The following is a 12,647-nucleotide window of genomic DNA, read 5'->3' as shown; positions in this document are numbered from 1 at the left end:
CCTGCAGCTCCAGGCAGCAAAAACCCGGGCACGAAAACCAAAGCCAGCAGCGAGCGCAGCAGGGGATCTAGGGGGCCAGTTGGTTTTGGCTTGGGAAATCGGATATGGGTGATGGTCTTGCTCCGGTGCCCGTTTTTAGCGTCTTCTTGCCCTGTTGGCGACAGGCCCCTGGGCGGCCCCGTAGCGTCGCTGCATGGCTGCTGCACCTCTCATGGAGCCCCATGGCGGCAATCGCGCCTCAGTTGCGAGGCGGCTCGGTTGTCGGCCAGATCAGCTGCTCGATGCCAGTGCCTCCCTGGTGCCCTTTGGGCTTCCCCTGGTTGATCGTTTCCAGCTACTGCGATCGACCCTGGGCTCCCCCCTGAGGGACTATCCAGACCGCTCCTACAGCGGTTTCGCAGCGGCGGCGGCGGCTTTGCATGGGGTCCAGAAAGCATCAGTTTTGGTGGGCAATGGGGCTGCTGAACTGTTCACCTGGGCTGCCCGCGATGCCGCGGCGGCCGGGTCTAGTTGGCTCCCTGAGCCAGGTTTTGCCGACTACCGGCGTGCCCTCGCCACCTGGCAGGCGAAGGTGCAGTCGGTCCCACTGCCGGCGCATTGGTCTGCTGCCTTCCCGCATGCTTTTGCCACTGCCACTGCCACTGCCACTGCCGCTGCCGTTGGTGAGGGTGCGCTTTGGCTAACTAACCCCCACAACCCCACGGGTCAGCTTTGGAGTCGCGAAAGCCTGGAGCCTTGGTTGGAGCGCCAATCCCTGGTGATTTGCGATGAGGCCTTTCTGCCGCTGGTGCCAAATGGTGAGGCCCAGAGCCTGATTCCCCTGGTGGAGAGCCATCCCAACCTGGTGGTGATTCGCAGCCTCACCAAGCTCTATGGCCTGGCTGGTTTGCGCCTGGGCTATGCGATCGCCCAGCCCGAGCGACTGGCCCGTTGGGCCGCATGGCGTGATCCCTGGCCCGTAAATGGCCTGGCGGCATCCCTTGGGGCGTGGCTGTTGGGCGATCCCCAGCGCCATGGCCGTTGGTCCGCCAGGGTGCAGGGCTGGGTAAGGGAGGAGGGCGCTTGGTTGGCGTCGGAGCTGGCCGGTTTGCCGGGCCTTAGGCCAATGCCATCGGCCGCCAATTACCTACTGATCCGTTCAGACCACGAGCTTGTGTCTATGCGGGAGGCCCTGGAGCAACGCCATCGGATCCTGCTCCGGGATTGCCGCAGTTTTGCTGGTTTGGGTGAGAACTGGCTGCGAATCGGTTTTCAGAAGCGAAGCCAGAACCGGCGCATCGTGGCAGCTTTGCGGCAGGAGTTAGCTGGCTATGGCCAAGCCCCCTAGGGCTCAGCATCTAAGGCTCAGCCAGCCCCACCAAAATCTCGGCCAACTGCCTATCAGCATCGCGTACCGCCAGTTGGGCCATGCCATGGGCCATGGCCCGCAGGGGATCGGCACTGCCCTGGTAGCCCCGCAGCCGGGGCCCGAGTAGGCGCCAGATGCTGCGCTCGAGGGTGGCGATCCCGGGTTCGTGTTGATGCACGATTAGGGCTGCCCCCAATGCCGCCGCAGCTGCCGCATTGGCCTCCTGGTGGCCATCGGCGGCGGCTGGGTAGGGCACCAGGATCGCCGCGGCAGCGCAAATCGCCAATTCACTCAGGCTGCCGGCTCCGGAGCGGCTGATTACCAGATCTGCGTGTTGCAGTAGGCCGGCAATTTCATCGGAAAATTGGCGCTCCACCACCCCGGTTAGGGGGCCGCCGCATCCAGCTTCTGGGTCGTTGCTGCCGGTTAGGTGCACCACCCGCACCCCCGCCTGGCTAAGTCGGCCCAGCAGGGGCCGCACCATGCGGTTGAGGCCCACGGCCCCCTGGCTGCCGCCCATCACCACCAGCAGCGGCCCACTCCCCCCTGGCACCCATGGCGGTAGCTCCGCTGGCTCCAGGAAGGCTTGGCGCACCGGAGTGCCGCAGACCTCGACATGGCAGCGCCCCAAACGCTTGGCGGCTTGGGGCAGGCCCAGGGCCACCCGGGTGCAGTGGCGGGCCAGTAGGCGGGTCACCTTGCCGGGAATGGCATTGCTCTCATGGAGCACCACGGGAATCCCGCAGCTACGGGCCGCCAGGATTGCCGGGGCAGCGATGTAGCCCCCGGTGCTGAAGACCGCGCTCACCTGCTCCCGGCGGATCAGGCGCCTGGCCGCCTGGATGGCAAGCACCAATTGGAGCGCGTTGAGCAACTTGCGCAGGCCCCGGCCCTGGAGCCCGCCGGCCCGCACGGTGTGCAGGGGATAGCGGCTCGGCACCAGCTGCCGCTCAAGCCGGTCTGGCACCCCCAACCAGTGCACATCCCAATCCCCTGGCATCGCCTCCGCCACCGCCAGGGCTGGGAAAAGATGGCCTCCAGTACCGCTTGCTGCAATTAGGAGCCTGGGCATCGGCAGAGCCTGGGGGCCGACCTAACTTAAAAGCGGTTTTGGCTGCCTCGATGCCGCGCGTTTGGTTTGGATTGCTGGGCCTGATCGGCGGGCTTGGCTTGGCTGGTGGCGCCACCCTCGGCAGTGCCTGGGCCGCTGCCCCCACTCCCCAGCAGCTCCAGGGCCTGGAGCGGGCCTTCAACGGCGCTGGCGAACTGAGCCTGGTGCTGGAGCCTGGGCCCGGTTTGGATCCGGCCCTGGTGGAAATGCGCCGCCGCGTGCTGCTCAAGCAATTTCCCGATGCCCAGTGGCAGGTCAGCCCCGGCGCCCCCCTGCGGGACGGCAGTGCCACCACCCAGGTCAAGGTGACGGGCCATCAAAAGGCTGGTCCCCATGCCTACACCTTCGAAGCGGTGCAGCGGTTGGCCCTGGGCAGCGATGGCGGCCGCATCAATAGCCAGCGGGTTATTGAGGAGCAATCGGTGCTCCACAGCAGCGATTCCCAGCTGCCGGTGAGTCTTTTGATCCCCGATGCGGTGCTGACGGGCCAGCGCTATGACGTCGACGTCTTATTTGATGAACCCCTGGCCGGCTCCGTGTTGGCGGGGGGCCTGGCAGCGATCAGCGACCAGATGGTGACCACCATGGCCAGTCCGTCCCTGCCCCTGGGGGCCCTGGGTGGCGGCGGCCTGTTTAAAACCGTGCAAGCGCCCCTTAGCCCAGGTTCCCAAACCTGGGCCGTGCTGCTGGTCCATCCCAAGGGAATCGTGACGGCCACCAAGCGGGTGCGGGTGGTGGCCGATAGGGATGCCCTTAATCCCTAGTTACCGGGCCTAGGCCTGGAAACTAGGCCTCATCTAGGGCGGCCACGCCGGGCAGCACCTTGCCTTCCAGCAGTTCGAGGCTGGCGCCACCGCCGGTGGAGATGTGCGACATCTTCTCGGCCACGCCCACCTTCTCAACGGCTGCGACCGAGTCGCCGCCGCCGATTATCGTGCAGCAGCCCTTGGCGCTGAGATCGGCGAGGGTGTGGGCAATGCCGTTGGTGCCAGCGGCAAATTTGTCGAACTCGAACACGCCCATCGGGCCGTTCCAGATCACGGTCTTGCAATCGGCCAGGGCCTCCTGGAAGGCCTTGAGCGAATCGGGGCCGATGTCTAGGCCCATCCAGCCATCGGGGATGGCGTCGATGCTGGTGGTTTGGCTGTTGGCATCGGGGGCGAAGTTGTCAGCTAGCACCACATCGCTGGGCAGCAGCAGCTGCACACCCTTGGCGGCAGCCTTGGCTTCCAGTTCCTTGGCCAGCTCGAGCTTGTCCTCTTCCACCAGGCTCTTGCCCACCGCCAGGCCCCTGGCCTTGTAGAAGGTGAAGATCATGCCGCCGCCGATCAGCACCTTGTCGCACTTGTCGATCAGGGCTTCGAGCACGCCGATCTTGGAGCTCACCTTGGAGCCGCCCACGATTGCAGCCAGGGGGCGCTTGGGCTCATCGATGGCGCCCTGCAGGTACTGCAGTTCCTTTTCCATCAGGGTGCCAGCGACGCTGGGGCTGAGGAATTTGGTCACACCTTCGGTGGAGGCGTGGGCCCGGTGGGCGGCGCCGAAGGCGTCGTTCACATAGATATCGGCCAGGGCTGCCAGTTTCTGGGCAAAGCCGGCGTCGTTCTTTTCTTCTTCAGCGAAGAAGCGCACGTTTTCCAGTAGCACCACATCACCGCCGGCCATGGCAGCCACTTTTGCTTCGGCGTCGGGGCCAATGCAGCTGTCGGTTTTGACCACGGTTTTGCCGAGCAGTTCAGCCAGGCGGGCTGCCACGGGGGTGAGCCGCATCGACTCATTCACCTGACCCTTGGGACGGCCGAAGTGGGCGGCCAGAATCACCTTGGCGCCATGGGCCGTGAGGTGGTTGATCGTGGGCAGGGCTGCCCGAATGCGGGTGTCGTCGGTGATGGCGCCGGAGTCGTTGAGCGGTACGTTGAAGTCGACCCGAACCAGCACCCGCTTTCCACGGAGGTCATCGGCTGTCAGGCTGGCCAGGGAACGCTTCGCCATGGGGCTGCAGGAGTAACGGAATTGCCGGGGGAGGCTAGCCCCCTGGCTTCGGTTTTCCCCAAATTCCCGCTTCGCCACTGGTTTTGCCTTTACAAGATGTTTGCCACCGTTTTGTTCCCCATTGATCGCAGCCGCCAGGCCCGGGAAACGGCTGCGGTGGCCCTCCAGCTGGTGCAGCAGCACAGCAGCGACCTGGTGTTGCTTTCAGTGGTCGAGCCCGGCCAGGACGATCCCGACGAGGTGGCCCGTTTTCTGGCCGAGGCCAAGGCCAGCTTTGAAGGGGCCGGGGTGCCCTGTCAGGTGCTTGAGCGGGAGGGCAAACCCGCCTTTGTGATTGGTGATGTGGCCGATGAAATCAATGCCGATGTGATCGTGATGGGCACCCGCGGCATCAGCCTGGAAAACGATCACCAGAGCACGGCCGCCAGGGTGATCCAGTTGGCCCCCTGCCCCGTTTTGGTGGTGCCGTGAGCGACCTGCTCAGTGCCGCTGCTCCAGCGATTCAGTGGTACCCGGGCCATATCGCCAAGGCGGAGAAGGCCCTCAGTGCCCACCTGGCCAAGGTGGACCTGGTGATCGAGGTGCGCGACGCCCGCATCCCCCGCTCCACCGGCCACCCCCGGCTCCAGCGCTGGATCGAAGGCAAGCAGCACATCCTGGTGCTCAACCGCCTCGACATGGTGCCAACGGCCGCCCGGGCGGCCTGGGATGCCTGGTTTCGCGCCGATGGGATCAAGCCCTGCTGGTGTGATGCCAAGGTCGGCACGGGCGTTAAGCAGCTGCAGCAGGCCGCAATTCGCTCCGGGGCGGCCCTCAATGCGCGTCGCGCCGGCAGGGGCATGAAACCGCGGCCGGTTAGGGCGCTGATGCTGGGCTTCCCGAATGTGGGTAAGTCGGCTCTGATCAATCGCCTGGTGCGCCAAAAGGTGGTGGACAGTGCCCGCCGCGCCGGCGTTACCCGCAGCCTGCGCTGGGTGCGCCTGGGCCAGGACCTCGACCTGCTCGATGCCCCTGGGGTGTTGCCACCCCGGCTGGATGATCAGCAGGCCGCCCTGCGCCTGGCCCTCTGCGACGACATTGGCCAGGCCGCCTACGACAGCGAGGCCGTGGCCCAGGCCTTTGTGCAGCTCCTGGCAATTCTGGAGGCGATACCGGCCGCCGGGGTGGCAGCTGGCCTGCTGGAGAAGCGCTATGGCCTGGCGGTGGCAGCCCTGCCAAATGGGGCCCCCGATGCCCAGAACTGGCTGGCGGCGGTGGCTGAAAAGCACACCAGCGGCGACACCGTGCGCATGGCCACCAAGCTCCTCGACGACTATCGCCGCGCCTTCCTGGGTCCGATGGCCCTCGAGTTGCCGTGAGTGCCTTTGGCGAGGGCGAAGGCGAACTGCTCGGCCTCGAATACCCCAAGCCCCTACCGATGCGGCTTGACCGCTGGCTGGTGGCCCAACGGCCGGAGCAGAGCCGGGCCCGGATCCAGAAATTCATTGATGCCGGCTACGTGCGGGTCAACGGGATCACCGGTCGCGCCAAAACACCCCTGCGCCAGGGCGACAGCGTTGAGCTGTGGATGCCTCCCCCCGAACCCCTGGAGTATCTCAAGCCAGAGGCGATGCCGCTCGATGTCCTCTTCGAGGACGACCACCTAATCGTGCTCAATAAGCCCGCCGGGCTCACGGTGCATCCGGCCCCCGGCAATCGCAATGGCACCTTGGTCAATGGCCTCCTGCACCACTGCCCCGACCTGCCGGGCATTGGTGGCGAAATGAGGCCGGGCATTGTGCATCGCCTCGATAAGGACACCACCGGTTGCATCGTGGTGGCCAAGAGCCAGGAAGCCCTGGTCAAGCTCCAGGTGCAGATCCAAAAGCGCATCGCCTCCCGCCAGTATTTGGCGGTGATCCACGGGGTGCCCAGTGCCGATGAGGGCACGGTGATAGCCGACATCGGCCGCCATCCGATCGACCGCAAGAAATATGCGGTGGTCAGCGAGGGGGGGCGCCATGCCTGCACCCACTGGCGGCTGGTGGAGCGCCTAGGCGACTACTCCCTGCTGCGCTTCAAACTCGACACCGGCCGCACCCACCAAATCCGGGTGCATTGCGCCCACCTGGGCCATCCAATCGTGGGCGATCTGACCTACAGCCGTTGTCGCAAGTTGCCGATGGCCCTGCCCGGCCAGGCCCTGCATGCTGTGCAACTGGGGCTGGACCATCCGATCACGGGGGAGCGCCTGAAGTTTGAGGCCCCCCTGCCCGAGATGTTTGAGCGATTGCTGGCCGTGCTCAGGCGGCGCTAGGTCTGGGCCAGGGCTGGCAGCCGCGGACAGGCCGCCACCAGGCTTTTGGTGATCGCCGCCTGGGGATCGCGCAGCAGCCTGGAGCCGGGGCCCTCCTCCACGACCTTGCCGCCATCGAGCACGAGCACCCGATGGCAGAAGCCGCTGGCCACGGAGAGGTCGTGGGTCACAAACAGCATCCCCAGGCCCATCCGCTCCTGCAGATCCCGCAGCAGCGTCAGTACATCGGCCTGAACCTCCGCGTCGAGCATGCTCACGCTCTCATCGCAGAGCAGTACCTGGGGCTGGAGAATTAGGGCCCGGGCGATGGCCACCCGTTGTTGCTGGCCGCCGGAGAGCTGGCGGGGCAATCGGGATTCAAAGGCCTCTGCCGGTGAGAGCCCAACGGCCTCCAACCATTGGCGGGCCTGGTCGCGTGCCCGGCTGGCCGTGGTCAGGCCATGGATTAGGAGCGGATCGCCGATCGCCTCCCCCACGACCATCTGGGGATTGAGGCAGGCCAGGGGGTCCTGGAACACCATCTGGATTTGCCGCCTGGCCTGGCGCCTGGCCTTGCCCCGCAGCTGGCCGAGGTCTTGGCCCTGCAGCTTGATCCGGCCGCCCCTTACCGGAGCCAGTTCCATTAGGGCCCGGCAGAGGGTGCTCTTGCCGCAACCGGAGGCCCCCACCAAGCCCACGGTTTCGCCGCGGTGCAGCTGCAGGTTCACCCCATCCACCGCCTTGAGCCAGTTTTGTTGCCAGGGGGCTGAGGGCAAGGGATGCCAGCAGCGCAGCGCCTCGATCTCCAGCAGCAGGGGGCTGGGCTCCTTTGGCCTGGCTTCGCCGCCTTCCCGGGCCCGGGCCTTGGCCACCAGCCGTTGGGTCAGGGGGAATTGGGGCGAGCTGAGCAGTTCCTGGGAGGCCCCCTGCTCCACCAGCCGGCCCTGGTCCAGCACGGCGATTTGATCGCACCAGCGCCCCGCCAGGGCCAGGTCGTGGCTGATCAGCAGCAGGGCACTGCCGGCCTCCTCGCAGAGCTCCTTCAGGGCGGCCATCACCTGGGCCGCCACCGCCACATCAAGGCTGGTGGTGGGCTCATCGGCAATCACCAGGGCGGGCTCCAGGGCAATCGCCAGGGCAATCGCCAGGCGCTGGCGCATGCCCCCACTGAATTCATGGGGATAGCTGCCGTAGCGCTTGGGGTTGATGCCCACCCTCTCGAGCAGGGCCTCGCTTTGGCGGCGCAGTTCGTCCCGGTGCCATTGGGGCCGATGGGCCCTGAGGGTGTCTCCCAGGTGGTCGCCAATGGTGAGGAGGGGGTTGAGCCGGGTCATCGGGTCCTGGAAGACCAGTCCCACCGCTTCCCCCCGCAGGGCCCGTAGGGCTGGGCCCCGCATTTCGCGTGGGTCATGGCCGCCCAGCTCCAGCTGGCCCGTGCAGCTGCTGCCGGGGGGTAATAGCTGCAGCACGGCCCTGGCCACCGTGCTTTTGCCGCAGCCGGAGGGGCCCACCAGGGCCAGCCGTTGGCCGGGCTCCAGTTCCAAGCTGAGGCCTGCCAAGGTGGCGCGCTCTGCCTGGGGGTAGCGCACCAGCAAATTGTCAATTTGTAGAACTGGCCTCGCCATAAGCCCAGCTTGGAGCAGGCCCACTTGGATTAGGCCAGTTTGGATCCGCAGACCAGCACATCACTGTGTTTGTGGCGGCGACTACATACGATTACAACCAGTCCGTTGGTTGGGATGCTCAGGCCGGTTCCCGATTTGGAGCCAGCGGAGCTGGTGGCAGCCCCGCTGAAACGGCGCCTGATTCAGTCGCCCGCCGACTACGAAGTGGCCCTGCCCGAGTGGCTTCAGCGCTGCATCGAACATGTGCCGCCGGGTAGCGGCGAGAGTTGCCCCATCGATTCAGAAGCCCTGCTGGCAGCGGCTTTTGATTTCGCCTTCCAGCTGCATCAGGGCCAGTTCCGGGCCACTGGCGAGCCCTACATCATCCATCCCATTGCCGTTGCAGACCTGCTGCGCGACATCGGAGCCAGCGCCGGGGTGATTGCGGCGGGCTTCCTCCACGACGTGGTCGAGGACACCGGTGTCACCGCCGACGAAATTGAAGATCACTTCGGCGCCGAGGTCAGGGCCCTGGTCGAGGGCGTCACCAAGCTGGGCGGCATCCATTTCACCAACCACACCGAGGCCCAGGCCGAAAATCTGCGGCGCATGTTCCTGGCCATGGCCAGCGATATCCGGGTGGTGCTGGTGAAGCTGGCCGATCGTCTCCACAACATGCGCACCCTGGGGGCGCTCAAACCCGAAAAGCAGCTGCGCATCGCCCGGGAAACCCGGGAGATCTATGCCCCTTTGGCGAATCGCTTGGGCATTGGCCGGCTCAAGTGGGAGCTGGAGGATTTGGCCTTCAAGATTCTGGAGCCCGAGGCCTTTAGGGATGTGCAACAGCAGGTGGCCACCAAGCGCAGTGAGCGGGAAGAACGCCTAGGCGTCACCGTGCAATTGCTCAGGGATCGGCTGGCGGCAGTGGGCCTGGAGGGTGTGGATGTAAGTGGCAGGCCCAAGCACCTCTATGGCATCTGGAGCAAGATGCAGCGCCAGCAGAAGGCCTTCCACGAGATCTTCGATGTGGCGGCCCTGAGGATCATTTGCCCCAACCTTGAGGGCTGTTATCGGGCCTTGGCCGTGGTACATGACACCTTCAGGCCGATCCCAGGACGCTTCAAGGATTACATCGGTCTGCCCAAGCCAAACGGCTACCAGTCGTTGCACACCGCCGTGATTGGCCGACACCGGCCAATTGAGGTGCAGATCCGCACCGCCGACATGCACCAGGTGGCCGAATACGGCATCGCCGCCCACTGGAAATACAAGGAAGGGGGCTCCCCTGCCGCCGCCGGCGACACCGAACGCTTCAACTGGCTGCGGCAGCTGGTGGATTGGCAAAAAGACGATGGGGGCACCGACAGCAGCGACTACCTCGCCTCGATCAAGGAGGACCTCTTCGATGAGGAGGTGTTTGTATTTACCCCCAATGGCGATGTGGTGGGCCTGCGCAAGGGATCAACGGCCGTGGATTTTGCCTACCGGATCCATTCCGAGATAGGCAACCACTGCCAGGGGGTGCGAATCAACGACCGGCTTTGCCCCCTCGCCACCCCCCTCCAGAACGGAGACTTTGTGCAGGTGTTGACCTCCAAGGCGGCCCATCCCAGCCTCGATTGGCTCAATTTTGTGGCCACACCCACGGCCCGTAATCGGATTCGCCACTGGTACAAACGCAGCCACCGCGACGAGAACATCAGCCGCGGCATGGAGATGTTGGAGCGGGAATTGGGCCGTGATGGCTTTGATGCCCTGCTCCATGGCGAGGCCATGGCCAAGGTGGCGAAGCGCTGCAACCTGGTGGCCAGCGAAGACCTCCTCGCCGCCCTCGGTTTTGGCGGGGTAACCCTGCACCAGGTGCTCAACCGCCTGCGCGAAGAGCTTCGCCTGGCCAGTGAGGCCTCGGCCCCTACCCCCAGCAATGAGGAGGTGGCTGCGGGCGTGGGTGCGGCCCATGGGGCCGGCCATCAGGAGTTCCACGTGCCCGGGGGCAGCGGCGGTGCCAGCCCGATTTTGGGCCTGGAGGGCCTCGACTACCGCCTGGGGGGCTGTTGCAGCGCCCTGCCGGGGGAGGCCATCCTCGGGGCGGTGGCCCTGGGCAACCACGGAATCACGATTCACCGCCAGGACTGCGCCAACCTCGTTTCCGTGCCGCCCGAAAGGCGCCTACCGGTTAATTGGAATCCGGCCGCCACGGCCCAGCACCGCCGCTATCCGGTCCAGCTGCGGATCGAGGTGCTTGATCGGGTTGGTGTCCTCAAGGACATCCTTACCCGCCTCTCCGATCACCGCATCAACGTCAGTGATGCCCGGGTGCGTACCAGCGCCGGTAAGCCGGCCCGCATCGATCTGCGGGTGGAGCTCGACAGCGCCAGCCAACTCAGCTCCACCATCAACCAGATCTCCTCGATGGCCGATGTGCTCGATATTTGCCGCAGTGGGATTGGTTGAGCCTTGGGAAACCGGCCGAGGGTGCCCGTCGCTACAGCGGCCCGGAGCTAATGGGCCTACACCTGGACCAATCCTTTCGGGAGCCCAGCCATGACCTCCGAGCAAGCCGCCGAACTGATCGACAACACCCTGGATCTCGTGCACCAGCGGCTCCAATCCCTTCAGGCCAGTTCCCTGGCGGGGGAGCAGCGGGCCCTGGCCGAGGAGTTCCGCGAATGGCGCCATCCGGAAGGCGGCCACATCGACCTGATGGTTTTCCCGGGTTTGCAGGGCAGCTAGAGCGGTTTTTGGCGGCGATGCGCCCACTCCAGCCATTGCCAGTAGAGCCAGCCCCCCAGCAGGGAGCTGGCCAGGCCCACGCCCAGCACTATCTGCAGGCCAAAGAACGGGTAGCAGCCGCAGAAAATTCCCGCCGCCAACCCTGGAGCTTGCTGCGCAAATGGCTGGCGCGGCGCTGAAATGGGGCCATGAATGTCAGCGAAACGATTGCCGCGATTGCCACTGCTGTGGCACCCGGGGAAGGCAGTGTGGCGATCGTAAGGATCTCCGGCCCCCAGGCGGAGGAGATCGGCCAGCGGCTATTTGCGGCGCCGGGTCAGCAGTTGTGGGAGAGCCATCGGGTGCTCTATGGCCATGTGCAGGATCCAGCCAGCGGTGAGCGGGTGGATGAGGCCCTGCTCCTGCTGATGCGGGCGCCCCGCAGTTTCACCCGCGAAACCGTGGTGGAACTCCATTGCCATGGCGGTGTGGTGGCGGTGCAGCGGGTATTGGAGTTGGTGCTGGCGGCCGGGGCGCGGCGGGCCCTGCCGGGGGAATTCAGCCAGCGGGCCTTCCTCAATGGCCGCCTCGACCTGACCCGGGCGGAGGCGATCAGCGAAATGGTTTGCTCCCGCAGCCGCCGGGCTGCCCAGTTGGCGATGGCGGGAATTGATGGCGGCCTGCAGCAGCAAATTTCAGCCCAGCGCGAACGTCTGCTGGATCAGCTAGCCGAATTGGAGGCCCGGGTGGATTTTGAGGAGGATCTGCCTCCCCTCGATGGGGCGGCGGTGGTGGCCGCCCTGGTGGAGGTGCGCTCGGAGCTGCTGGAGCTGGTGCAGCAGGCCCGCCAGGGGGAGCTGCTGCGCCAGGGGCTGCGGGTGGCGATTGTGGGCCGCCCAAATGTGGGTAAATCCAGCCTGCTCAACCTGCTCAGCCAGCGGGAGCGGGCAATCGTCACCGACCTACCCGGCACCACCCGCGATCTCCTCGAAAGTGAATTGGTGCTTGAGGGGGTCCCCCTCACCCTGCTGGACACCGCCGGGATCCGACCCACCAGCGACCGGGTTGAGCAACTCGGCATTGACCGCAGTCGCCAGGCCTTGGCTAGTGCCGATGCGGTGCTGCTGCTGTTTGATCTGCTGGAGGGCTGGACCGCCGCCGACCAGGAGCTGCTGGAGCAGGTGCCGGAGGCCGTGGCCCTGGTGGTGGCCGGCAACAAGCTGGACCAGTGGCAGGCCCATGGAGGCCCTGGGGCTGACCAGCCAGCCAGGGCAGATGTGGTGTTCAGTGCCCTGACGGGCGAGGGGCGCGAAGCGTTGGTGACGGAGCTGTTGCGCCGCTGTGGGGCCGTGCCCCTGGAGGGCCTGCAGGTGGCCCTCAATGCCCGCCAGCGGGATCTGGCCGCCGCCGCCGCCGAAAGTTTGGTCCGCTCCCTGGAGGCGGCGGAGCAGCAGTTGCCCTGGGATTTCTGGACCATCGACCTGCGGGCAGCGGTGCGCAGCCTCGGGGAAATCACAGGAGAAGAGGTGAGTGAGGCGGTGCTGGATCGGGTCTTTTCCCGCTTCTGCATCGGTAAGTAGGGCTGCGGTGGGTATGGGGGGGTAT

Annotated in this window: 12 protein-coding genes; 8 read left to right on the top strand and 4 right to left on the bottom strand. The window is 65.8% G+C overall.

Annotated elements, in window-relative coordinates; translation table 11 throughout:
* The first annotated feature begins 193 nt into the window (after window positions 1-193).
* Entirely contained in the window at window positions 194-1,327 is a 1,134-nt protein-coding gene (locus tag KBY49_RS07415) for a histidinol-phosphate transaminase (RefSeq protein WP_254934176.1), read from the top strand.
* 10 nt (window positions 1,328-1,337) lie between these two features.
* Here KBY49_RS07415 and KBY49_RS07410 read toward each other — a convergent pair whose 3' ends face one another.
* A complete protein-coding gene (locus tag KBY49_RS07410) occupies window positions 1,338-2,420 on the bottom strand; it encodes a glycosyltransferase (protein WP_254934175.1) in 1,083 nt (360 codons plus the stop codon).
* Window positions 2,421-2,470: 50 nt separating this feature from the next.
* Here KBY49_RS07410 and KBY49_RS07405 point away from each other — a divergent pair, with 50 nt between their 5' ends.
* Entirely contained in the window at window positions 2,471-3,223 is a 753-nt protein-coding gene (locus KBY49_RS07405; protein ID WP_254934174.1) for a hypothetical protein, read from the top strand.
* Window positions 3,224-3,245: 22 nt separating this feature from the next.
* Here KBY49_RS07405 and KBY49_RS07400 read toward each other — a convergent pair whose 3' ends face one another.
* Window positions 3,246-4,451 (bottom strand): phosphoglycerate kinase, encoded by a 1,206-nt coding sequence (locus KBY49_RS07400; RefSeq protein WP_254934173.1) that lies wholly within the window; start codon window positions 4,449-4,451, stop codon window positions 3,246-3,248.
* A 96-nt stretch (window positions 4,452-4,547) separates the two neighbouring features.
* Between KBY49_RS07400 and KBY49_RS07395 the strand changes: the two genes are divergently transcribed.
* The 3 genes from KBY49_RS07395 to KBY49_RS07385 are packed head-to-tail and all read left to right on the top strand — an operon-like array spanning window position 4,548 to window position 6,747.
* Entirely contained in the window at window positions 4,548-4,922 is a 375-nt protein-coding gene (locus KBY49_RS07395) for a universal stress protein (RefSeq protein WP_254934172.1), read from the top strand.
* The gene (gene ylqF, locus KBY49_RS07390) at window positions 4,919-5,809 is read left to right on the top strand and encodes a ribosome biogenesis GTPase YlqF (protein ID WP_254934171.1); all 891 of its coding nucleotides are present in this window, start codon (window positions 4,919-4,921) and stop codon (window positions 5,807-5,809) included. The genes KBY49_RS07395 and ylqF overlap by 4 nt, the downstream gene beginning before the upstream one ends.
* Entirely contained in the window at window positions 5,806-6,747 is a 942-nt protein-coding gene (locus KBY49_RS07385; protein WP_254934170.1) for an RluA family pseudouridine synthase, read from the top strand. The genes ylqF and KBY49_RS07385 overlap by 4 nt, the downstream gene beginning before the upstream one ends.
* On the opposite strand, the gene KBY49_RS07380 is transcribed toward KBY49_RS07385, so the two are convergent.
* A complete protein-coding gene (locus KBY49_RS07380; protein ID WP_254934169.1) occupies window positions 6,744-8,351 on the bottom strand; it encodes an ABC transporter ATP-binding protein in 1,608 nt (535 codons plus the stop codon). The genes KBY49_RS07385 and KBY49_RS07380 overlap by 4 nt on opposite strands.
* A 114-nt stretch (window positions 8,352-8,465) precedes the next feature.
* On the opposite strand from KBY49_RS07380, the gene KBY49_RS07375 reads away from it, so the two are divergent.
* Together KBY49_RS07375 and KBY49_RS07370 are read left to right on the top strand one after the other, a co-directional pair.
* Window positions 8,466-10,784, top strand: coding sequence for a bifunctional (p)ppGpp synthetase/guanosine-3',5'-bis(diphosphate) 3'-pyrophosphohydrolase (locus tag KBY49_RS07375; RefSeq protein ID WP_255002964.1), 2,319 nt, complete (start codon window positions 8,466-8,468; stop codon window positions 10,782-10,784).
* 90 nt (window positions 10,785-10,874) lie between these two features.
* Window positions 10,875-11,063: a hypothetical protein gene (locus KBY49_RS07370; protein WP_254934167.1), complete on the top strand. Its 189-nt coding sequence runs from the start codon at window positions 10,875-10,877 to the stop codon at window positions 11,061-11,063.
* On the opposite strand, the gene KBY49_RS07365 is transcribed toward KBY49_RS07370, so the two are convergent.
* On the bottom strand, window positions 11,060-11,203 hold the full coding sequence (locus KBY49_RS07365; RefSeq protein WP_396099606.1) for a hypothetical protein: 144 nt from the start codon (window positions 11,201-11,203) through the stop codon (window positions 11,060-11,062). The genes KBY49_RS07370 and KBY49_RS07365 overlap by 4 nt on opposite strands.
* A gap of 48 nt (window positions 11,204-11,251) precedes the next feature.
* Between KBY49_RS07365 and mnmE the strand changes: the two genes are divergently transcribed.
* Window positions 11,252-12,622 carry a tRNA uridine-5-carboxymethylaminomethyl(34) synthesis GTPase MnmE gene (mnmE, locus tag KBY49_RS07360; protein ID WP_254934166.1) on the top strand — a complete coding sequence of 457 codons (1,371 nt, stop codon included), beginning with the start codon at window positions 11,252-11,254 and terminating at the stop codon, window positions 12,620-12,622.
* The last annotated feature ends 25 nt before the right edge of the window (window positions 12,623-12,647 follow it).

This window comes from Cyanobium sp. WAJ14-Wanaka (assembly GCF_024345375.1).
Classification (GTDB): domain Bacteria; phylum Cyanobacteriota; class Cyanobacteriia; order PCC-6307; family Cyanobiaceae; genus Cyanobium_A.
The sequence above is the reverse complement of the archived record's forward strand: the minus strand, read 5'-3'. Positions and strand labels throughout refer to the sequence as shown.

Excerpts from the sequence above, each read along its gene's own strand:
- KBY49_RS07415 (WP_254934176.1), top strand. The coding sequence starts at position 194 with ATGGCTGCTGCACCTCTCATGGAGCCCCATGGCGGCAATCGCGCCTCA.
- KBY49_RS07410 (WP_254934175.1), bottom strand. The coding sequence starts at position 2,420 with ATGCCCAGGCTCCTAATTGCAGCAAGCGGTACTGGAGGCCATCTTTTC.
- KBY49_RS07405 (WP_254934174.1), top strand. The coding sequence starts at position 2,471 with ATGCCGCGCGTTTGGTTTGGATTGCTGGGCCTGATCGGCGGGCTTGGC.
- KBY49_RS07400 (WP_254934173.1), bottom strand. The coding sequence starts at position 4,451 with ATGGCGAAGCGTTCCCTGGCCAGCCTGACAGCCGATGACCTCCGTGGA.
- KBY49_RS07395 (WP_254934172.1), top strand. The coding sequence starts at position 4,548 with ATGTTTGCCACCGTTTTGTTCCCCATTGATCGCAGCCGCCAGGCCCGG.
- KBY49_RS07380 (WP_254934169.1), bottom strand. The coding sequence starts at position 8,351 with ATGGCGAGGCCAGTTCTACAAATTGACAATTTGCTGGTGCGCTACCCC.
- KBY49_RS07375 (WP_255002964.1), top strand. The coding sequence starts at position 8,466 with ATGCTCAGGCCGGTTCCCGATTTGGAGCCAGCGGAGCTGGTGGCAGCC.
- KBY49_RS07370 (WP_254934167.1), top strand. The coding sequence starts at position 10,875 with ATGACCTCCGAGCAAGCCGCCGAACTGATCGACAACACCCTGGATCTC.
- mnmE (WP_254934166.1), top strand. The coding sequence starts at position 11,252 with ATGAATGTCAGCGAAACGATTGCCGCGATTGCCACTGCTGTGGCACCC.